The 21005-nt window shown below is 61.9% G+C and carries 15 protein-coding genes and 2 pseudogenes; 7 read left to right on the forward strand and 10 right to left on the reverse strand.

Annotation, left to right across the window (positions count from 1 at the left end; translation table 11 throughout):
• The first annotated feature begins 1 nt into the window (after nucleotide 1).
• Nucleotides 2–457 (forward strand): EF-hand domain-containing protein, encoded by a 456-nt coding sequence (locus tag AC2I9W_RS08140; RefSeq protein ID WP_486409489.1) that lies wholly within the window; start codon nucleotides 2–4, stop codon nucleotides 455–457.
• A 59-nt stretch (nucleotides 458–516) separates the two neighbouring features.
• Here AC2I9W_RS08140 and AC2I9W_RS08145 read toward each other — a convergent pair whose 3' ends face one another.
• The 3 genes from AC2I9W_RS08145 to AC2I9W_RS08155 form a co-directional block, all read right to left on the reverse strand.
• Nucleotides 517–954, reverse strand: a complete 438-nt coding sequence (locus tag AC2I9W_RS08145; protein WP_486409490.1) for a hypothetical protein — start codon at nucleotides 952–954, stop codon at nucleotides 517–519.
• 235 nt (nucleotides 955–1189) lie between these two features.
• Nucleotides 1190–1681, reverse strand: a complete 492-nt coding sequence (locus tag AC2I9W_RS08150) for a cyanophycin metabolism-associated DUF1854 family protein (protein ID WP_486409491.1) — start codon at nucleotides 1679–1681, stop codon at nucleotides 1190–1192.
• A complete protein-coding gene (locus AC2I9W_RS08155) occupies nucleotides 1678–3975 on the reverse strand; it encodes a cyanophycin metabolism-associated ABC transporter (RefSeq protein ID WP_486409492.1) in 2298 nt (765 codons plus the stop codon). The genes AC2I9W_RS08150 and AC2I9W_RS08155 overlap by 4 nt, the downstream gene beginning before the upstream one ends.
• A gap of 225 nt (nucleotides 3976–4200) precedes the next feature.
• On the opposite strand from AC2I9W_RS08155, the gene AC2I9W_RS08160 reads away from it, so the two are divergent.
• Both AC2I9W_RS08160 and cphA read left to right on the forward strand, forming a co-directional pair.
• The gene (locus AC2I9W_RS08160; RefSeq protein ID WP_486409493.1) at nucleotides 4201–6381 is read left to right on the forward strand and encodes a cyanophycin synthetase; all 2181 of its coding nucleotides are present in this window, start codon (nucleotides 4201–4203) and stop codon (nucleotides 6379–6381) included.
• 102 nt (nucleotides 6382–6483) lie between these two features.
• Complete coding sequence (gene cphA, locus AC2I9W_RS08165) at nucleotides 6484–9054, forward strand: cyanophycin synthetase (protein WP_486409494.1); 2571 nt, start codon at nucleotides 6484–6486, stop codon at nucleotides 9052–9054.
• A gap of 413 nt (nucleotides 9055–9467) precedes the next feature.
• Here cphA and AC2I9W_RS08170 read toward each other — a convergent pair whose 3' ends face one another.
• Nucleotides 9468–10667: an MFS transporter gene (locus AC2I9W_RS08170; protein WP_486409495.1), complete on the reverse strand. Its 1200-nt coding sequence runs from the start codon at nucleotides 10665–10667 to the stop codon at nucleotides 9468–9470.
• Between the two features lie 395 nt (nucleotides 10668–11062).
• Here AC2I9W_RS08170 and AC2I9W_RS08175 point away from each other — a divergent pair, with 395 nt between their 5' ends.
• The gene (locus AC2I9W_RS08175; protein WP_486409496.1) at nucleotides 11063–11563 is read left to right on the forward strand and encodes a CreA family protein; all 501 of its coding nucleotides are present in this window, start codon (nucleotides 11063–11065) and stop codon (nucleotides 11561–11563) included.
• A gap of 81 nt (nucleotides 11564–11644) precedes the next feature.
• On the opposite strand, the gene AC2I9W_RS08180 is transcribed toward AC2I9W_RS08175, so the two are convergent.
• The gene (locus AC2I9W_RS08180; protein WP_486409497.1) at nucleotides 11645–11866 is read right to left on the reverse strand and encodes a hypothetical protein; all 222 of its coding nucleotides are present in this window, start codon (nucleotides 11864–11866) and stop codon (nucleotides 11645–11647) included.
• A gap of 161 nt (nucleotides 11867–12027) precedes the next feature.
• The gene (locus tag AC2I9W_RS08185) at nucleotides 12028–12942 is read right to left on the reverse strand and encodes a LysR family transcriptional regulator (RefSeq protein WP_486409498.1); all 915 of its coding nucleotides are present in this window, start codon (nucleotides 12940–12942) and stop codon (nucleotides 12028–12030) included.
• A 205-nt stretch (nucleotides 12943–13147) separates the two neighbouring features.
• On the opposite strand from AC2I9W_RS08185, the gene AC2I9W_RS08190 reads away from it, so the two are divergent.
• From AC2I9W_RS08190 to AC2I9W_RS08200, 3 genes are all read left to right on the forward strand, one after another.
• Nucleotides 13148–14230, forward strand: coding sequence for a YeiH family protein (locus AC2I9W_RS08190; RefSeq protein ID WP_486409499.1), 1083 nt, complete (start codon nucleotides 13148–13150; stop codon nucleotides 14228–14230).
• 184 nt (nucleotides 14231–14414) lie between these two features.
• Nucleotides 14415–14906 carry a MarR family winged helix-turn-helix transcriptional regulator gene (locus AC2I9W_RS08195; protein ID WP_486409500.1) on the forward strand — a complete coding sequence of 164 codons (492 nt, stop codon included), beginning with the start codon at nucleotides 14415–14417 and terminating at the stop codon, nucleotides 14904–14906.
• Complete coding sequence (locus tag AC2I9W_RS08200) at nucleotides 14903–16897, forward strand: FUSC family protein (protein WP_486409501.1); 1995 nt, start codon at nucleotides 14903–14905, stop codon at nucleotides 16895–16897. Before AC2I9W_RS08195 ends, AC2I9W_RS08200 begins: the two co-directional genes overlap by 4 nt.
• 18 nt (nucleotides 16898–16915) lie before the next feature.
• Here the strand turns inward: AC2I9W_RS08200 and AC2I9W_RS08205 are convergent.
• From AC2I9W_RS08205 to AC2I9W_RS08220, 4 genes and pseudogenes are all read right to left on the reverse strand, one after another.
• Nucleotides 16916–17167, reverse strand: a pseudogene (locus AC2I9W_RS08205) (ABC transporter ATP-binding protein); the annotation flags it as partial.
• A gap of 23 nt (nucleotides 17168–17190) precedes the next feature.
• Nucleotides 17191–17778, reverse strand: a pseudogene (locus AC2I9W_RS08210) (TonB-dependent receptor); the annotation flags it as partial.
• Nucleotides 17779–18161: 383 nt separating this feature from the next.
• A complete protein-coding gene (locus AC2I9W_RS08215; RefSeq protein WP_486409502.1) occupies nucleotides 18162–19604 on the reverse strand; it encodes an NAD-dependent succinate-semialdehyde dehydrogenase in 1443 nt (480 codons plus the stop codon).
• A gap of 308 nt (nucleotides 19605–19912) precedes the next feature.
• Complete coding sequence (locus AC2I9W_RS08220; RefSeq protein WP_486409503.1) at nucleotides 19913–20944, reverse strand: Bug family tripartite tricarboxylate transporter substrate binding protein; 1032 nt, start codon at nucleotides 20942–20944, stop codon at nucleotides 19913–19915.
• Nucleotides 20945–21005: the final 61 nt, after the last annotated feature.

Genomic DNA, 21005 nt, shown 5'->3' on the forward strand with positions numbered 1-21005 from the left:
CATGCATACAGTCAAAAACAAACCCATTGCCGCCCGCAGCACTTCGGTCGTGAAGACCGCCATGGGGGTTTTGCTGACCAGTGCGGTCTTGCTGCTGCCTTCTGTGCGAGCCGAGGAAGCCGCCAATGGCAAAGCACAGGATAAGCCGGGCACCCAGCTCTCCAAGGGAGAGATCAAGGCCCAGCAACAGTTCAAGATGCTGGACTTCAATCAGGATGGCAAGCTCAGCCGCAGCGAAGTGGCCATCATCCCCAAGCTGGCAGCCGCCTTTGACGAGACCGACACCAACAAGGACGGCTTTGTCACCTATGAGGAAGTACGCGCCTTTGCCGTGAAGTACCGTGCAGCGCGCGAAAAAGCCAAGGCCGCCGAAGCGCTTGCATCCGCTCAAAGCAGCGGCACCACCGAAAGCGCTCACAAATCAGAAGCTGAAGGCGCAAGTCCCTCCAACAATTGATTGAAGATTCGTACTTAATTCTTTAACTACCAAGCGCCTCAAGCTATCAAACTTGATAGTTACTGGCTTCCACCCGTGCGCTTGACCTTGGGTTCTGCGTAAGTCAGCGGCTCGCTGCGAACCATTTGCTTGCTCTGCAGCACATCTTCGGCCTTGCTGGTTTCCTGGGCCTGCTCCACCGCCTGCGCGCTGGCGCGCCACATGGACTGAATGAACTCAATGAGCTGCTTGGAGATAGGCTCCTTGGGCGGCTCTTCCACCACTTCTTTCTGCTTGACCTCTTCCGGTCGCGTCCAGTCGCGGTTTTCGGTATCAGGTGCCGAAGGCTTCTCGGGCTCGCGCACCGTCCGCCCTTCACCGAGCTTATCCACAGATTCGGCCGCGTGCACCGCATTCACCGGCCTGACCGGTGCAGCCCCCGAGGCGCCTGTGGAATACAAATCAGCACCTTGCGTACGCCAAGGCGTCTGGGTCCGGTCTAGAGGTGGTATTTGCATGGCTTGGCCCTCGGATGTTGAAAGATGCAGGCGAAAAAACAGCTATCTCGCCTTGTTATCGGCCATGCTTGAGAAATCTTGAGTACTTTTTTTCCGTTTCAGTTTGATAGCAGCCAGCGCTTGCTGGATATGAGCCAGGGCGCTATTTCATGTCAATTGGCACGCCCCTGTATCAAAAAGACCTCGCCGGTTGCCCGCGAGGTCTTTGTCTTGGAGAGCCTGCTTTCTCAGCCGCTCAGAGAAAGCGCTCCAGCAGCTTGCGCGAATGCTTGTCCAGCTTGTTGCTGTCGGGAATGCGGTACTGCACGCCGTCCTGGCCCGTGATCTGCAGCTTGGTGCGGCCCGCCAGCTTGCGGATGTCTTCCTCGGCCTTGAGCACCATCTGCGTCAGGCCGCGATCGGTCTGCAAGTCCCAGGTGCTGGGCGTGGAGAAGCTGGAGACCTTGAGAATGCGCTCAATGGTGGGCACGAATTCGCGCACCGCTAGGTCCTGCTCAATCAGCTGACGGTGCTCTGGCTGCAGGTCAGCCATGCGCGGCACCCACAGCGCTTCCTTGCCATCGACGGCAATCAGCGACATACCTTCAGTAGGCGCGGCAATCGGAAAGGCACGCACGGGCACCACGGCCTCGAACACCGTGCCATTGCCCAGCGTCAGCACCAGTCGGCCATGGGCGTTACGCACCAGCTGCATGCCGGCCAGATCGGAAATAGGGGCTTCAATCATGCTTGCTCCTTGCTCTGCAGCTTCAGACCGGCGGCCTGTGCATCTTCTTCGGCGCGGCGGGCCTGGGCGTCGTAGAGGCGGAAGTAATGGCCCTTGAGCGCCATCAGCTCGTCATGCGGGCCGACTTCCACGATCTCGCCACGGTCCATGACGACCAGACGGTCGGCCTTGCGCAGCGTGGACAGACGGTGGGCAATCGCAATCGTGGTGCGGCCTTGCACCAGGTTGTCCAGCGCCTTTTGAATCTCTTTTTCGGTCTCGGTATCCACGGCCGAAGTGGCTTCGTCCAGGATCAGAATGCGCGGGTCGATCAGCAGCGCGCGGGCAATGGAGATGCGCTGGCGTTCGCCACCCGACAGGCCCTGACCACGCTCGCCCACCAGCGAATCGTAACCATGGGGCAAACGCAAAATGAACTCATGGGCGTGGGCAGCGCGCGCCGCAGCCACCACTTCTTCGCGTGTGGCGCCAGGCTTGCCGTAGGCAATGTTCTCGGCAATCGTGCCAAAGAACAGGAAGGGCTCCTGCAGCACCAGGCCGATATTGCTGCGGTAGTCGGACACGGACATGCGGCGCACATCCACACCGTCCAGCTGAATCGAGCCCTCGCTCACGTCATAGAAGCGGCAGATCAGGTTGACCAGCGTGCTCTTGCCCGAGCCGCTGTGGCCGACCAGGCCAATCATCTCGCCGGGTTGGATCTGCAGATCCAGATGCTTGATGACGGCGCGACTGCCATAGCGGAAGCTCACGTCTTCCATGGTAATGGCGCCCTGGGCCCTGCCGGGCAGCTTCACGGGATTGGTGGGTTCGGGCACGTTGCTCACGTGGTCGAGGATGTCGAAGATGCGCTTGGCACCTGCAGCGGCTTTTTGCGTGACCGAGACAATGCGGCTCATCGAGTCCAGACGGGTATAGAAGCGGCCGATATAGGCGATGAAGGCCGTCAGCACACCAACCGTGATGGAGCCACCGGCCACCAGATAGATACCAAAACCCCAGACGACCAGGATACCGACCTCGGTCAGCAGCGTCACCGTAGGGGTGAACAGCGACCAGGTCTTGTTGACCTTGTCATTGGCCTGCAGGTTGACCAGATTGGCATCGGCAAAGCGGTCGGCTTCGCGCTTTTCCTGGGCAAAGGCCTTCACAACCCGAATGCCGGGGATGGTATCGGCCAGCACATTGGTCACCTCGGACCAGACGCGGTCAATCTTCTCGAAGCCGGTGCGCAGACGGTCGCGCACGGTGTGGATCATCCAGGCGATAAAGGGCAGCGGCACCAGAGTCACCAACGCCAGCCAGGGGTTGATGGAGAACAGGATGGCCGATGTCATGACGATCATCAGCACATCGGTCGCGAAATCGAGTGCGTTGAGCGATAGAAACAGGTTGATGCGATCGGTTTCGGCACCAATACGCGCCATCAAGTCGCCCGTGCGCTTGCTGCCGTAGTAGTCCACGGACAGTTTCAGCAAGTGGTTATAGGTGGTGGTGCGCAAGTTGGAACCAATGCGCTCGGACACCTTGGCCAGCACAAAAGTGCGTGCCCAACCCAGCCCCCAGGCTACAACGGCCGACAGCAGCAGCATGCCCAGGTAGAAGAACACCAGATCCTGATCGATCTTCTCACCGTTCTGGAACGGGATCAGGATCTTGTCCATCAGCGGGATGGTCAGGTATGGCGCCACCAGTTGCGCGGCCGTGGTGGCCAGCGTCAGCAAAAAGCCCAGCAGCAACTGGCCCTGGTAGGGCTTGGCAAAGCGCCACAGGCGCAGCAGCACCCAGGTCGATGTCTGCGGTGCCTGCTGGCGGGCGCAGGCGGGGCACTCCTCGGTATCGGGTGGCAGCACGGTATGGCAGACCGGGCAATGCGGCTGATCCTCATCGCTGACGGCGCTGTAGCTCTCTTGCTTGGCAATGCGCTCGCGCTGGCGATCAAACTGTTGCATCAGTTGCAACATCGAGGTCTGGTGCTTGAGCGTTACAAACCATTGCGCCAGACGAGCGTCATGGTTGTGCAGCTCCAGATTGCCCACGCCGCCATGGTCTTGCAGCTTGAGGCTTTGGTCCACGGTCAGCGGCCATTCGGCCCATTGATGCGTCTGGGAATCGCAGGCCAGAAGACGTTCCTGTGTCAGGGCCAGAAGGCCACTGCCAAACTGTAATTTCGCACTCAGGTCAACCGGGACGACAGCTAATACGTTTTCATGAGAAGCGAGCTTGGCTCGCAGTTCGTCCCCCAAGGGACCGGCAAAGACTGCCGAGGCGTCCACAGTATGGTGATGTTGCATGTTGAGTTATTTTTCTCCGCCGATGACGGCTCCAAGTGTCATGCGGGCAACCGCATCGACATGGTGAACGTGGCTGTGCCTGACGCCCAATACACTCTGGTTAACGCGCCAACCTGCATTTAGGCTGACAAGCGACACAATGCAAATTCTGAGCGCACAATGCCAATCCATCTTGGGCAGGATTCTAAAAAATCCTGCTCTCCCCCCATTTATCCGCTGACGCACATGGCGAAATTCAACGACATCCAACTCTTACGCACTACTTTCCTGCGTGGCCCCAGTGTCTGGACCTACCGCCCGGTTCTGGAGGTCTGGTTGGATCTGGGAGAGCTGGAAGACTACCCCTCCAACAAGATCCCCGGCCTCAACGAACGATTGACCCGCTGGCTGCCCGACCTCGTCGAGCACACTTGCGGCGTGGGCGAGCGCGGCGGCTTTATCCAGCGTCTGGAAGGTGGCACCTGGATGGGTCATGTGATGGAGCACGTGATCATCGAGCTGCTGAACCTGGCCGGCATGCCTGCCGAGTTCGGCCAGACGCGTGAAATCTCCAAGCGCGGCGTCTACCGCATGGTGTTCCGCTGCCCCGAAGAGGCCGTGGCCCGCGTGGCGCTGGAATATGGCCACAAGCTGTTGATGGCGGCCATCAACGATGAGCCATTTGACCTCAAGCCCGCCATTCACGCCATCAAGACCGCGATCAATGACCGTTACCTCGGCCCGTCGACCGGCTGCATCGTCGATGCTGCGACCGAGCGTCGCATCCCCCATATCCGCCTGAACGACGGCAACCTGGTGCAACTGGGCTACGGTGCCGCACAGCGCCGTATCTGGACGGCAGAATCAGACCAGACCAGCGCCATTGCCGAAGGCATTGCCCAGGACAAGGACTTCACCAAGCGCCTGCTCGCGGCCTGCGGCGTGCCCGTGCCCGAAGGCCAGATCGTGTCTTCGCCCGAAGAGGCCTGGGAAGTGGCGCAGGAGATTGGCTTGCCCGTGACCGTCAAGCCCTCGGACGGCAACCACGCTCGTGGCGTGACGCTAGAGCTGTCGCACGAAGCCGATATCAAGGCCGCTTTCGCGCTGGCTCAGCCCGAAGGCTCGGACGTGATTGTTGAAAAATTCATTGATGGCGTGGAACACCGCCTGCTGGTTGTGGGCGGTAAGGTCGTCGCCGCCACCAAGGGCGAGACCGTTTCCGTCTACGGTAACGGCAAGTCCACACTGCGTGAGCTGGTCGAAGTGCTGAACCAGGACCCCCGCCGTGGCCCCGAGCAGGAGTACCCACTGGACTGGATCAATCTGGAAGCCGGTGCCGTCAAGCTCGAACTCAACCGCCAGCGTGTGACACCCGACAGCGTGATTCCCCAGGGCCAGGCCGTGCTGCTGCAGCGCAACGGCAATATGGCCATTGACTGCCTGGACGATGTACACCCCGACGTGGCCTACTACGCCGTGCTGGCCGCCAAGATTGTCGGGCTGGACATTGCCGGCATGGACATGATCCTGAAGGACGTGTCCCAGCCCATGCAAGGCCAGGGAGCCATTTTGGAAGTCAACGCCGGCCCCGGCCTGCTGATGCACTTGAAACCCACCAGCGGCGCACCCCGCCCTGTAGGCATGGCGATTGCCGACCACCTCTTTCCTCGTGAAGACGGCCCCGGCGCTGGCCGTATTCCTATCGCCGGTATCGTCGGCACGCGCAACAACGCCTTTATCGCCCGCCTGGTGGGCTGGCTGCTGCAGCTGTCGGGCAAGCTCACGGGTGTGGCCAGCAGCGAAGGCATGTTCATTGCCAACCGCCAGACCCAGAAGACCAATACCGGCAACTGGGCCGGTGCGCACCGACTGCTGACCAACCGCCTGGCGCAAGCCGCCGTCATCCAGACCACTGCCCGCTCCATTCTGGAAGAAGGTCTGGCCTACGACCGCTGCCTGGTCGGCGTAGTCACCGACATGGATGGTTTCGAGCAGCTGGCCGACCACGATGTGCTGGAAGCCGGTCAGATGCGCCGCGTGATCCGCACCCAGATCGACGTGGTGTTGGACGAAGGCGCTGGCGTGCTCAACGCCGATCTGCCCGAAGTGGCCGATCTGGCCGAGCTCTGCGACGGTGAAGTGATTTTCTACGCCACCAGCGCCGACAACGAGTTTGTCGCCGCCCACCGCGCCAACACCGAAGCCCGTCATGAGGGCGGCCGCGCTGTCTTCGTCAAGGGCCAGAACGTGGTGATGGCGACTGGCGCTCAAGAGCGCGTTCTGGGAACGCTGGATGCATTGAGCCTGCCCGGAGGCAAAAAGCCTGATACCTCGGCCCTGCTGGCGGCCATTGCCACGGCTTGGGCACTGGACATCACGCCCGATCTGATCGGCGCTGGCATCAAGACCTTTGAATACCAGGCTTGATACCGGCCTGAAGACAAAACGCTTCAATAAATATAGCTGCTAGCAATTATTCAATAAGCGCTAGACCAAGAAATAGCTTGAAATTCAGCTGAAAGAAACACTATGCAGATCACCCGCACCAGAGCCCTGCGTGGCCCCAACCTCTGGACCCGCAGCACCGCCATCGAGGCCATCGTGCACTGCGCGGACAGCGAGCTGCTGTATACCGCCATGCCCGGCTTTGAAGACAAGCTGCGTGCGCGCTTCCCCACCATCGGCACGCTGCAGCCCCATGGCGCGGACCAGCGCCTGTCTCTGGCCCATGTGCTGGAAGTTGCGGCCTTGTCGCTGCAGGCCCAGGCGGGCTGCCCCGTCACCTTCAGCCGCACGCATGAGACGGTGGAGCACGGCACTTTCCAGGTCGTGGTCGAGTACACCGAAGAATCCGTGGGCAAGCTGGCCATGGAGCGTGCAGAGGCGCTGATACTGGCTGCCCTGAACGACACCCCCTTCGATGCCAGCACAACAATTGCGCAGCTGCGCGAGCTGGACGAAGACGAGCGCATTGGCCCATCGACCGGCGCGATTGTGGATGCTGCGGTGGCCCGTGGCATACCGTTTCGCCGCCTGACGACTGGTTCTCTGGTGCAACTGGGCTGGGGCTCCCGTGCGCGCCGTTTCCAGGCAGCCGAGATTGATTCCACCAGCGCCGTGGCCGAATCCATTGCGCAGGACAAGGATCTGACCAAGCGCCTGCTGCACGCCGCTGGCGTGCCCGTGCCCATGGGCCGCCCCGTCACCGACGTGGAAGACGCCTGGGCCGTGGCCCAGGAAGTGGGCCTGCCCGTGGTGGTCAAGCCCCAGGACGGCAACCAGGGCAAGGGCGTGGTGGTCAACATCACCAGTCGTGAAGGCCTGGAAGCCGCGTTCAAGGTAGCCAGCGAGTTTGGCGACGAGATTCTGGTCGAGCGCTTTCTGCCCGGCCACGACTTCCGCCTGCTGGTCGTCGGCGGCCAGCTGGTCGCCGCTGCCCGTCGCGAGCCACCGCAAGTGCTGGGTGACGGCACGCACACGATTCGCGAGCTGGTCGAGATCGTCAATCAGGACCCTCGCCGCGGCTCGGGCCATGGCACGGCACTGACCAAGATTCGTCTGGACGAGATCGCCATCGCCCGCATTGCCAGCGAAGGACTGACGCCTGAATCCGTACCAGCCCAGGGCCAGCGCGTGGTGCTGCGCAACAACGCCAACCTGTCCACCGGCGGCAGCGCCACCGATGTGACCGACGACGTGCACCCAGAAATCGCCGCCCGCGCCATCGAGGCTGCGCAGACCATCGGCCTGCACATCTGCGGCGTGGACGTGGTCTGCGAAACCATGCTCAAACCCCTGGAAGAGCAAAACGGCGGCATTGTGGAAGTGAACGCCGCGCCCGGCCTGCGCATGCACCTGGCGCCTTCGTTTGGTCGCCCCCGCAATGTGGGCGTCCCCATGGTGGACGAGCTGTTTGCCCCCGGCGACGATGGTCGCATCCCGCTGGTCGCCGTCACCGGCACCAACGGCAAGACCACGACCACGCGCGTCATTGCCCACCTGTTCACTTCTCACGGCTGGCGCACCGCCATGACCAACACCGACGGCGTGTGGGTCAACGGTCGCCAGATCGACAGCGGCGACTGCTCCGGCCCCCGTAGCGCCCGCAATGCCCTGGCCCACCCAGAGACCGATGCAGCCGTGCTCGAATGCGCGCGCGGCGGCATTTTGCGTGAAGGCCTGGGTTTTGACCGCTGCCAGGTCGCCGTAGTCACCAACGTGGGCGAAGGCGACCATCTGGGCCTGAACTTCATCACCACTAAGGAAGATGTGAGCGTCTTGAAGCGCGTCATTGTCCAGAACGTGGCTCCCACCGGCTACGCCGTGCTCAACGCCGCCGACCCGCTGGTTGCAGCCATGGCCCATGTCTGCCCCGGCAAGGTCATCTTCTTTGCAGCCGACCGCCACCACCCCGTCATGGCCACGCACCGAGCCCAGGGCAACCGTGTGGTCTATGTGGATGGCGATTCCATCGTGGCGGCTGAAGGCTCCTGGCGCGAAACCATTGCGCTGCGCGACATTCCGCTGACACGCAACGGCACCATCACCTTCCAGGTGGAAAACGTCATGGCCTCCATTGGTGCCGCCTGGGCATCCGGCCTGCCATGGCAGACCATTCGCCGTGGCCTGGCAGGCTTTCTCAGCGACAGCGACAACGCCCCGGCCCGCTTTAACGTGATGGATTACAAGGGCGCGACCATCATTGCCGACTACGGCCATAACCCCGATGCCATTCGTGCCCTGACTCAGGCCGTGGAGGCCATGCCAGCCCAGCGCCGCAGCGTGGTGATCTCGGGCGCCGGCGACCGCCGCGATCAGGACATCACCGAGCAGACACAGATTCTGGGCAAGGTGTTTGACGACGTCATCCTCTACCAGGATGCCTGCCAACGCGGCCGTGAGGACGGTGAAGTGCTGGCCTTGCTGCGTAAGGGGCTGGAAGGCGCTGTCCGCACCAGCTACAGCACAGAAATCCACGGCGAATTCCTAGCCATCGACCACGCTCTGGCCCGCCTGCAGCCCGGCGACCTGTGCCTGGTGCTGGTGGATCAGGTGGAGGAAGCACTGGAGCATCTGCGCAAGCATATAGAGCAGCAGTAACCCCCTGAGGCGCTCACGCGCCTTCCCCCTTTCTCTACGCGCTTCGCGCTAAGGAAGGGGGACGACAGCTTCGCTGCGCGGCGGCGCTTGCTCGCTGTCTCCGACTGGGGAGCGTGCCAGTGTTTCAGGTCTTGAACGATGCCTGGATCACTGATTCCTCACCCGGCTCAGGCCGGTTTTTTGGTTTTTGAAGAGGCAGAGCATGCGGCAGAGGGAATGCCTCATGCGGTGCAGGAATATTCACGCAACTGGGCAGCCGTTATGAGGCGGCATACCAGTCAAGCTCAATAAAGGAAGCACATAGCGCTTACCTGCATTGAATTTCAGATAGTTTTTCACCTGAAATCAAGCAGTGACGAGCGCCTTCAGCTCCTTTTTTCTTCTATATATTCAGCGAGATCGCCAACAGATTCTCAGGCTGCACGGGTCTGCAGGCGGGGCGTCTTGCGCATGCCTATCGTGCCAAGGCCTGCCATGCATGCCAGTACCAGTCCCAACGCGCATGCGCCTTGCCAGCCGTTCATGCGCCAGGCCAGCGTCCCCAGCGCCGAACCTGCAGCAGCCCCGGCGAAATATCCCGTCATATAGACCGCATTCATACGGCCACGCGCTGCAGGCAGCAGCTGGGCAACCGAGGCCTGATTGGTGATATTCAGGCATTGCAGCCCCAGATCAATCACCACCATGCCCAGCACAAACCAGCCCAGATGCGCACCGCCCACCCACAGCATGGGCCAGGACAGCAACAGGGCCAGCGCACCGATGGCGCAGCTCAACCGGCCCAAACCCTTGTCCACCAGACGACCGGCCTGCGTGGCCACCAAAGCGCCGGCGGCACCGGCCAGGCCGATCAAGCCGATCTGTCCGTCATTCAGCGCCAAGGGGCCGCTGGACAATTGCAATGCCATGGTTGAAAACAGCACGCTGACCGAGGCAAACGCCAAGGCGCTGACCAGGGTGCGCTGGCGCAGCGCTGGCTGGGTGCGCAACAGCCCCCACATGCTGGACAGCACCTGGGGATAACTGACCGGGCTGGGGTTGCGCGATGCAGGCAGTGCCTTCCACAGCCACAGCGCCACCACAGCCATCACCAGTGCCGCACCTTGATAGACAGCCTGCCAGCCCCAGACATCCGACACCATTCCCGCCACGCTGCGGGCCAGCAAAATGCCCAGCAGCAGCCCGCTCATCACCCAGCCCACGGCACGCCCGCTCTGGCCCGGCTGCGCCAGCGCCGCTGCCATGGGCACCAGCACCTGGGCCGCGACGGAGAACAATCCCGCCATCAGCGTGCCCAGCAAGAAGCCGTTGAATTCGCCAGCCAGCCCGCACAGCGCCTGCCCCAGAGCTGCGAGCAGCATCAGGCTGACCGCCAACCCACGGCGCTGCAGCTTGTCGCCCAGCGGTGTCAACAGCAGCAAGCCTGCGGCATAAGCCACCTGGGCCAAGGTGACGCTGGCGGCAGCCGTCGCTTCACTGACCGAGAAGTGCCCGGCAATCGAGTGCAGCAAGGGCTGGTTGAAATAGTTGCCGCCTGCGCAAAGTCCGCAGGCCAAGGCCATCAACAGCAAGGAAGAAGCGCTCAATCCGGGCGCAGAAGCTTTGACCGACATGAATAAAACCAGCTACACCCGATGGGTGAGGCATTTGCATGAAAGAGGTGATCAGACAGAAGCGGCTAAGACCGCAATAGCGCCCCATGCCAGCTGGGGCAGCTCAAAATCAGGAGCACCGGCACTGAAGACAAGGCGCGTCAGCAGCGGTTTCGGCCAAGGCAGATGGCTGCAAGAGATGCAGCCATCCGGGATGGAAAGCACGTTGAATGGGGGCCGGGCCATGCGGCCGGGGTGTCCCAGGTGCCGGATTGAGGCATGGGACCATGCACTCTGCGAGTACCCTTGTCACCCGGCTCCGCTGCAGACCTGTATTGTCTTAAGAGTCCGCCCCGCACCCTTGCATCAGGCACAATGCCCTAGCAACAATCAAGGGTTAACCCTTTATTCAATCCATGCGCACCACTATGAAATTGCTTTCCGCCGTCCTGGCCGTTGCGGCCGCTACCGTTGGAACCATGGCCTTTGTCGGCATGAGCCATGCCGAGCAGATCGGCGCTGTGGATACCGTCTTCAAGTGGATTGGCCCGGATCACAAAATCGTGGTCGATGCCTATGACGACCCCAAGGTGCCGGGCGTGACCTGCTATGTCTCGCGCGCCAAGACGGGCGGCATCAAGGGCGGGCTGGGCTTGGCCGAAGACCGCTCGGAAGCCTCGATTGCCTGCCAGGCCACCGGGCCCATACAGTTCCCCGCGCCGCTCAAGCAGCAAGAAGATGTGTTTACCGAGCGCACTTCGCTGCTGTTCAAGCGCCTGCGCGTGGTGCGCATGGTGGACGCCAAGCGCAATGCGCTGGTCTACATGACCTACTCGGACCGCGTGATTGAGGGCTCTCCTCAGAACAGCGTGGCCGCCGTGCCTGTGCCGCAGAGCACGCCCATCCCCTTGAAGTAAAAACGCTGCAGCAAAAACAAGAGCAGGCTGCACTTTGGCTGCCTGCATCTGGAGGCGTTTTGCCTCGAATCACGAGATGGGTCAGTGACTGAGGCTCAGCCCCTCGGCATCCAACGCCGGCGGGCGCAGCAAATCCTCATTCACCCCCATGACCTGGCTGGCGCGCTCCACGGCCTGCCATAGCGGGGCGGGCATTTGCAAAATGGCCTCGGGGGTCTGAGCATCCTGGATCCAATGGCTGATCTGCAGGTGCTGCTCATGCGTGAGCAAATCCAGATGCAGCATTTCATCGATGGTTTTCATGGCATTCCTCCCAGCCTGTGCTTGTCGCCACATCCTGCTGGAGCGTGGCTTGTCTATGCAATATAGGGGCAAAAGCAGAGCGCACAAGCAAAATCATTCCTATGAAAACCATAGCTATCAGCCCATGCTGCTGTGAGTAGATGTCTGGTTACTGGCCTTGGTTAATCGGCCAGCGGCTGCGCGCTGGCCTTGCAGGCATCGACAAAGGCCTGCAGCGCGGGAGAGCGGCGCTTACCCTCGCGCTGCACCAACGAAAAATGGCGCCACATGCGCGGCAAGGTGGTGGGAAGAATCTCCAGCGCCTGCGTCTGCAGCTGGGACTGCACCAGCACGCGCGACAGGCAGCTGATGCCCAGCCCTTGCTCCACGCAACGCGCAATGGCTTCGGAGCTGCCCAGCGTGGCCGCCGCAGGCAATTGGTGCAGATGGGGCAGCAGCGCATGCTCGACCATCTCGCGCGTGCCCGATCCCGCCTCGCGCAGCAGCCAGGCAGCCTTGCGCAACGCTGCCACGCCCAGGGGCTTGCTGCGCGCCTGCTCTGTCAGCGGGTCTTGCGGCGATGCGACGATGACCAGTTCATCGCGCAGCCAGGGCTCCACCTCCAGACCCTGCCAGTGGCTGCTGCCTTCGATCAGGCCCATGTCCACCTCCATAGCCAGCACGGCGTCTCCCACTTCCTGAGTATTGGCGATCTGCAGATCGACGCGCACCAGCGGATGCGTGCGCGCCAGCCGCGCCAGCACTTCAGGCAGGGCATAAGTCCCGATGGTGGTGCTGGCCGCCACGCGCAGCCGCACCGGCATATTCGCGGTGCGGGCAGAAAAGGCCTGCTCAATGCTGCGCGCCTGCTCCAGCATGGTTAGCGCCTGTGGCAGCAGGGCGCGCCCCGCATCGTTGAGCACCAGACGCTTGCCCACACGCTCGAACAATTGCACGCCCAGGCTTTGCTCGAGCTGCTGCAGCGCAGCGCTGGTGGCGGACTGCGAAAGCGCTACCGCTTCTGCAGCAGCCACCGTCGTCCCGCTCTGGGCTACAGCGCAAAAAATCTCGAATTGACGCAGGGTCAGGTGCAGCATGCGGCTTGTCGCTTCAATGAAATCAATTGCTTAGAACGCCCAAGAGAATTCCTCACGGGTCTCTCGAGGGCAATCTACCTATTCTCTCGATTGATCTTACAAAAACTATTCGTTATACAAATATAACCAACAAATCTAAAGTGAGCGCCAAGCCCGCTGTCAGACCTCACACCTCTGCGGTCCAGCCGACTGACGAAAGCTCACCATGAATACAACAACACTGAAAAATTCTCCGCCCGCACAAGGTTGGCTGCAAAAGACTGCGGGCCTGATCCCCGGCCTGCTGCTGGCCGGATCGATTGCAGCCCTCGCCACTTGGGCGGCGCAATTTCCCGCCATCCAAAGCAAGGGACTGAGCGCGCTGACGTTGGCCATTCTCATCGGCCTGGTCATTGGCAACACTCTCTATCCCGCCGTTGCCAGCCAGTGCGCCAGCGGCATTGCGTTCACCAAGGCCCGCCTGCTGCGCACCGGCATCGTGCTCTATGGCCTGCGCCTGACGTTTCAGGACATCGGCCAGGTCGGCATGGCCGCCGTTGTGATTGATGCGCTGGTGCTGTCCAGCACTTTCTTGCTGGCGCAATGGATAGGCCAGAAGCTGCTGGGCATGGACAAGCGCACCACCATCCTGGTCGGTGCCGGCGCTTCCATCTGCGGCGCTGCCGCCGTGCTGGCCACCGAGCCCGTGGCCAAGGGCCGCGCAGAAGATGTGGCCGTAGCCGTGGCCACCGTGGTGGTGTTCGGCACCATCGGCACCTTCCTCTACCCTGCGCTGTTTCACTGGAATACCGAATTCGGCTGGCTCAATGTGGATACACAGCAATACGGCGTGTTCGTAGGCTCCACCATTCACGAAATGGCCCAGGTGGTGGCTGCCGGCGAAGCCATTGGCAGCCAGGCCGCCGATACGGCCGTGATCTCCAAGATGGTGCGCGTGATGATGCTCGCCCCCTTCCTGCTGATTCTGTCCATGTGGCTGTCGCGCAGCGAACGCGCCGAGAGTCAGCAGGCGGGCGGCAGCAAGATCACCATCCCCTGGTTTGCCGTGGGCTTTGTGGTCATGGCCGGTATCAACTCTCTGGGCGTGCTGCCCAAGCCCGTGGTCAGCGCCGGCATTCAGCTGGACAACATCCTGCTGACGCTGGCCATGGCCGCCCTGGGCCTGACCACCCACATCCGCGCCGTGCGCGCTGCAGGCACCAAGCCCCTGATTCTGGCGCTGGCCCTGTTCATCTGGCTGCTGACCGCCGGTCTGGCTCTGAACCTGTGGATTCCATCTTTGTTTTGAGAGCGCATAGCGGCTGATGGACTTCAGTTTCAGGCCCAATCAATACTGAAACCCTTGCAAAGAGAGCGCTAGCCGCTCTCTTTTTTTACGCCAACTCAAAATCAAGGGAATACCCTATATATCAATGCAGAATCAATTAGTTTGAATTGCAAATTAATTGAGAGGCAAGCAAAATTCATCCCCTATGTCTTTTGCTGATTCCCCCTCCCGCGACCGTCTGGGCTTTCTCATGGTCACCCTCACCCGCCAATGGCGCCGCTTTGTCGAAGAGCAGTTGGCGGCCAGCGGCCTGACCGATGCCACCTGGACGCCGCTGCTGCACCTGCGCGCCTGGGGCGATGGGGTGACGCAAAAGGAACTGGCCGAACGCGTGGGCCTGGACGGCTCCAGCCTGGTGCGCCTGCTGGACATTCTGGAAGGCAAGGGCTGGGTGGAGCGCCGCGCCGATGTGGCCGACCGCCGCAGCAAGCGCATCTTTCTCACGGCCGAAGGCAACAGCGCCGTGGACCGCATTCGCGCCACCATGTTGGAAGCCGAGCTCAGCATGCTCCAGGATCTGGATGACGCCGAGGTCGAGACCATGCTGGGCAGCGTCAACAAGATTCGCGCCCGCATGGAGCAGTTGCACGCCCAGCGCTGCGCGCAACCCCATCCCGAAGCCGAGGAGCGCGCATGAGTGTGGCTGCCTACGACCGCTTTCTGGAGCGCACCACGCGCTGGGGCTTTGACAGCGCCCGCCTGCGCCAGCATCTGCGCACGGCCTTTGCCGCCTGCCTTGCCGTGTTTGCAGCCTGGGCCCTGGGGCTGGAACATCCGCAATGGGCGGGCATGACGGTCTGGGCCGCCTCCCAGCCGCTGCGCGGCCAGTTGCTGGAGAAAAGCTTTTTCCGCACCACGGGCACCGTCATCGGCACGGCCGCCGGTGTGGTGCTGGTGCTGGTGGCCAATGGCGATCTGCTGTGGCTGGTCATGGGCCTGGCCGTGTGGATGGGCATTTGCGCCGGTCTGGGCAATCTGCAACGCAGCTTTGCCAGCTACGGCACCATGCTGGCCGGCTATTCGGCCTCCATGGTGGCCCTGCTGGACAACGGCAACCCCGCCCATGTCTATGAGCTGGGCTGGGACCGGCTCTTTACCGCACTGACCGGCGTGGCCGCCGCCCTCATCGTCGGCTGGCTGTTCACCCCCGTGGGGGCCGAAATCCCCGGTGACGGCAAGGTACGGCGCCTGTGCGCCCGGCTGCTGCGCGACATCGCCGCCGCATCACAGGCCGCTGCGCGGGGCCAGAGTGCTCTCGGCCCCAAGGAGCTGGCCGAGCGCCTGGCCGTCATGGCAGCCATCGAGGAGGGACTGGATCCCCATGCCGCCGGTTCACAGCGCTCGCGCCGTGCCGTGCGTGCGCTGCGTCGCCTGATCAACACGCAAATCTCGGCGCTACTGTGGCTGCGTGACAGCACGGGCAAGACCATCACGGCCGAGTTCACCGCCGAGCAAGCCCAGATCATGAGCGCAGGCCTGGAAGAAGCGGCACGGTTGCTGGACACCCAGCCCGCGCCACTGGCGGCCATCGATGCCATTGCCAAGGCACGGCAGGCGGCTGCAGGCTGGGGCCATGCCGAAGACATTCTGACCAATCTAGGCCTGGCTCTGCAGGCCCACTTTGTCGCTGCCAGCGACCTGCCCCTGCCCGCCCACCACCGTGCACGCCAGTTGCCCGTGGTGCTGCACAGCGACTGGGTGGGCGCACGCCGCGCCATGCTGCGCGCCTTTAGCGCCATTTTTCTCGTCGGCCTGATCTGGGTACTCACAGGCTGGCATGGCGGTGCCTATATGCTGCTGGGCCTGTCGGTGATGATCACCGTGTTCTCCTCGTTCGAGAACCCGGTCTTCACCATGCGCTTTGTCACCCTGGGCCAGGCCATGGGCGCGGGCGTGGCACTGGCCTGCCAGTGGTTTGCCTGGCCATTTGCCAGCAGCCAGATGCAGATGGTTCTGATGATGCTGCCCTTCATCTACATCGGCGCACTGCTGTTCAGCCACCGTCGCACCATGGTGGCCGGCTATGACTGCAATATGGTGCTGCTGCTGGCGCTGTCACCGCATTTCCCGTATCAGCTCGATATGGGGCACTCGCTGTCCATGGCGTTTGCCATCGTCACCGGGCCGCTGGCCGGCTGGGCGGCCTATCGTTTCATCCTGCCCGTCACCGTGCAGGGCCGTCTTGACGGCCTGCGCGCCATGATGGTGCACGAGCTGCAGGACATGGCCGCTGCGCCACAGCACGCCCGTGAAGTGCGCGTCTGGCGTGCCCGTCTCTATCACCGCCTGCTGCGCCTGATACGTGCTTCCGAAAAAATCAGCGCCACCGCTGCACAGGAGGCCGCCGACTGTGGCCTGGCGGCTTTGCGCGTAGGCAAGGCCATCTTGATTCTGCACACGCTGGAGAGCGATGTGCTGTTATCCGAAAGCACCTTGCGTGCTGCGCGCAGTGCGCTACAAAGACTGCAGCAGCTCCCCAGCGCTCCCGCCAAGCCCATCCCTTTGCTTCAAGGCCTTGCCGAGCGCATTGCCCAACGCCAGCCGGAAGAGGCATTGCAGCTTCAGCTGGCGGCGCAGGACATCGCCTCCCACCCGGCCTTCTTTGCCTCCAGCGCATCCTTGCATTGATGACTGAAAACGTCTTGCCTAGAGTCCGCCCGCCAGATGGGTGGAGAAATGGCTGGCAATCGCCGTCTCGCTGACGCCATAGAGATCGGCCAGCACCCGGGGCGTTGCTACGGCGGCAGGCGTGCCCACAGCCAGCAGCTTTCCGCGCCCCAGCATGGCCATTCGATCCGCCACACGCAAGGCATGCTCGGGTTGATGGGTGGACATGCCCGGGGCTCTTAACACGGCAATCTGCTCCAGCACGCGGATCTGGTTGCCCATGTACAGCGTCTCAAAAGCCCTCCGGCCTGGGCCTGAGGCACATAGCCCACCGCATATTCATCCGGGGCATTGCGCGTCAGCCCCAGCTTGAAGGACAGGCGCTTGTCTGTGCGCTCTTCTGCATTCTCACCCTTGCTGGCGGTATCAGGAGGCTGCTTTTGGCAATCCTTGAAGCCTTTGGGCAAGGGAAAGCTGTCGGCATCCAGATAAGAGATGACCAGTTGGTAATACCAGCAGCCTTGATTGCCTCCCAGGTTGAAGTCCGCCTTGCGCTCGCTGGCGTTGGCAAAGCCCAGTCGTACATCTGCCTCGAACGACTTTCTTGGCTTGCGCGTGACCAGATTGACCGCGCCACCCAATGCATTGGGGCCGTACAGCAGCGAAGCACCTGCCTTGGCGACATTGATCTCGGCCAGATCAAAGGTGGTGAAACGACCCAGGTCCACATAGCCGTCATAAGGTACATCCAGAGGCAAACCATCGACGTCAATGCCTAACTGGCGCGAGTGGAAGCCGCGCAGATTGACCATTTCCTCGTTGCGAGTGGGGCGCGACAGACTTACGCCGGGGAGGCTGTGCGCGGCATCGGCCACGGTGTTGGCATTGGTGCCCTTCATCTCGCCTACGCCAAGCTCATGCGCATCACGACGTGCGCTAACTTCGACCGTTCACAGCGTGGAGGACTAGCGGACGGACTCTGCAACATCTCCAGCAGCCACTTGCACCAGACCCTCCGCCAGACCCTCCTCATGGCAACGCTGGACAGAGCAGCACAGAGCCAGCTACGGCGAAGAACAAAACTCTGAGGATAAACCTGAGAAGCAGTGAAATGCGGTGACCTGGCGCGCGTTATACGCTGTTATCGAATGTAAAGGACGTCGACCCCATCCATTGCTATTCATTTTGAAATAACGATAGACAAACAGCCTTCATAAGCCAAACGGCATCGACAGCCCATGAAAAAGGCCACCCTGGGGTGGCCTGGTCTCAAATGCCTTGCCAATCAAACACAGCTGATGGCGACCGCCTTGGACACCAGATAGGCCTCCAGCGCCTCGGGGCCGCCTTCGGAGCCATAGCCCGAATCCTTGATACCGCCAAATGGCAGCTCGGCCGATGGCAGCGCGGGCTGGTTCACCCACAGCATGCCGGCCTCCACATCCTGCGACAGCTGGTGCGTGGTCTTGAGTGAGCGCGTGAACGCATAGGCCGCAAGTCCATAGGACAGGCGATTGGCCTCGGCAATCGCATCTTCAATCCTGTCAAAGCCGCGAATGGCGGCCACGGGGCCAAAGGGCTCCTGATTGAAGATATCGGCCGTCAAAGGCACATCGGCCAACACCGTTGGAGCGAAGAAGTTGCCTCCAGAGCCAAAAGCAGCGCCACCGGTCATCAGCTTGGCCCCGCTTTGCTCCGCATTCTGAATCAGCTGAGTCAGCGCAGTGACGCGACGTGGGTTGGCCAGCGGGCCCATCTGCGTGCCCTGCTCCAGACCATTGCCGACCTTGAGCGCCTCGGCATGGGCCACCATGGCTCGGGTGAACTCCTCGCGCACGCTGTTGTGCACCAGAAAGCGCGTGGGAGAGATGCAGACCTGGCCCGCATTACGGAACTTGGCCGCGCCTGCCGCCTTGACGGCCAGTTCCACATCGGCATCTTCGGCCACGATCACGGGGGCGTGACCACCCAGCTCCATGGTGCTGCGCTTCATGTGAAGTCCGGCCAATGCGGCCAGTTGCTTGCCCACCGCGGTGGAGCCCGTGAAAGTCACCTTGCGGATGACCGGGTGGGGAATCAGATATTCGGAAATCTGCGCGGGATTGCCATAGACCAGGCCCACGACGCCAGCAGGAATGCCCGCATCAACAAAGCACTTGAGCAGGGCTGCGGGCGAAGCCGGAGTCTCCTCGGGGGCCTTGACCAGAAAGGAGCAGCCCGATGCCAGTGCCGCGCCAATCTTGCGCACGATCTGGTTGACCGGGAAGTTCCAGGGTGTGAAGGCCGCCACAGGGCCGACCGGGTCTTTGATGACCAGTTGCTGCTGCTCGGGTCGTCGCGATGGCACGATGCGGCCATAAACACGCAGCGCCTCGTCTGCAAACCACTCCAAAATGCCAGCGCCGGCAATGATTTCCACCTTGGCTTCTGCCAGGGGCTTGCCTTGCTCTTGCGTCAGCAGCGCAGCAATATCGTCGGCACGCTCTTTCAGCAAAGCTGCCGCACGGCGCATGATGGCACCGCGCTCATGGGCCGACACCTTGCGCCAGACCTGAAAGCCCTTGTCGGCCGCAGCCAGAGCGCGGTCCAGATCGGGAATATCGGCATGGGCCACCCGACCAATGACTTCGCCCGAAGCCGGGTTGCGCACCTCAATTTTCTTGCCGCTGGCAGCGTCCTGCCACTGACCGTCGATCAAAAGCTGGGTATCAGGATATGCAGTGCTCATCGCATGTCTCGTCTGTGCCGACCCTCATCCCCCTGCAGATGTGCAAGGCCGGGCATGGTGAATGACCAGGGAATTCAAAAATTCTAGCCATCCATGCTAACGCGCCATGACAAGTGCGAGACCGAGATCGCGCCCCCCTGTATCATCCAGCGCTCAGAAAAAACCCTGTAGGCGGGCCTGTGCCTTAGAGCAGCTAACACCACCCAGCAAATTGAAAATTTGCGGTTGAGACGAGGCGCGAAGCCGCAGGCAGTACAAGCGTACGACAAGGCGAAGCAGCGACGTATCAAGGGTTGTCTTAGCGGCTCTTAGTCGATGTGCGCGCCAGAGTCCTTGACCACCTGCTTCCAGTACGCCAGCTCGCCCGGCAGCATGGCCTTGAAGCTTTGCGGCGTGGACTGCACGCGCTCCGCTCCCAAAGCCTTGAGTCGTTCCCCCATCTCGGGCTTGGCCAGCACGGTCTGGACAGCTCGATAGAGCTTGTCGACCACGGGCTGAGGTGTACCGGCAGGTGCAAACAGGCCATACCAGCTGGTCACGGCCAGACCTTTGCCCAGCACCGGGATCTCGGGTGCCAGCGCAGTGGGCTTGTCGGAGGCCACGCCCAGCACACGCAGCTTGCCGCTGCTGACAAAAGGCATCACACCGGGGAAGCTGCCAAAAGTCACCGGCAGCTGACCAGCCACCACATCGGTAGCCGCAGCCGATGCGCCCTTGTATGGCACATGCAAAAGCTCCACGCCCTTTTGCTTTTTCAGCATCTCGCCCAGCAGATGGTTGAGCGTGCCGTTGCCCGCCGACGCATATTCCACCCTGCCCGGATGGGCCTTGGCATAAGCCACCAGCTCGTCCAGATTCTTGGCCGGGAAGCTGGGGTTCACCACCAGCAGATAAGGCGCAACCGCCAGCTGCATGACGGGGGTGAAGTCCTTGATGGGATCAAAGGGCACCTTGGAATACAGCGCCGGGTTGATGGTGTAGGCGCTCTGCGCCGTCACCAAAAAGGTGTAGCCGTCGCCCGCGCTGCGCGCCACCTGGCCTGTGCCCAGGTTGCCATTGGCTCCTGAGCGGTTTTCCACAATCACGGGCTGACCCAACGACCTCTCCAGCCCCTGCGCAATAGCACGTGCAATCACGTCATTCGCGCCGCCCGGTGCCTGAGGCACAACAAAGGTAATGGGCTTGACAGGCCAGTCCGCCCCCTTGGCCTGCGCCTTAGATAGAGGAGTTGCAACCACCACTGCAGCCATCGCTGCCAGTAGCAGCGAGCGGCGTTGATTCTTGGAGATAAAAACAGCGTTCTGCGCAATCACAGTGCGCGCAGCAGTATCAAACTTCATAGCAAAAACTCCGAGTGGTGGTTGGCATAGATGCTGCCAGCCCTCCGTGCTGGCATTTCGT

Source organism: Comamonas sp. FUJ_7, from assembly GCF_057369555.1.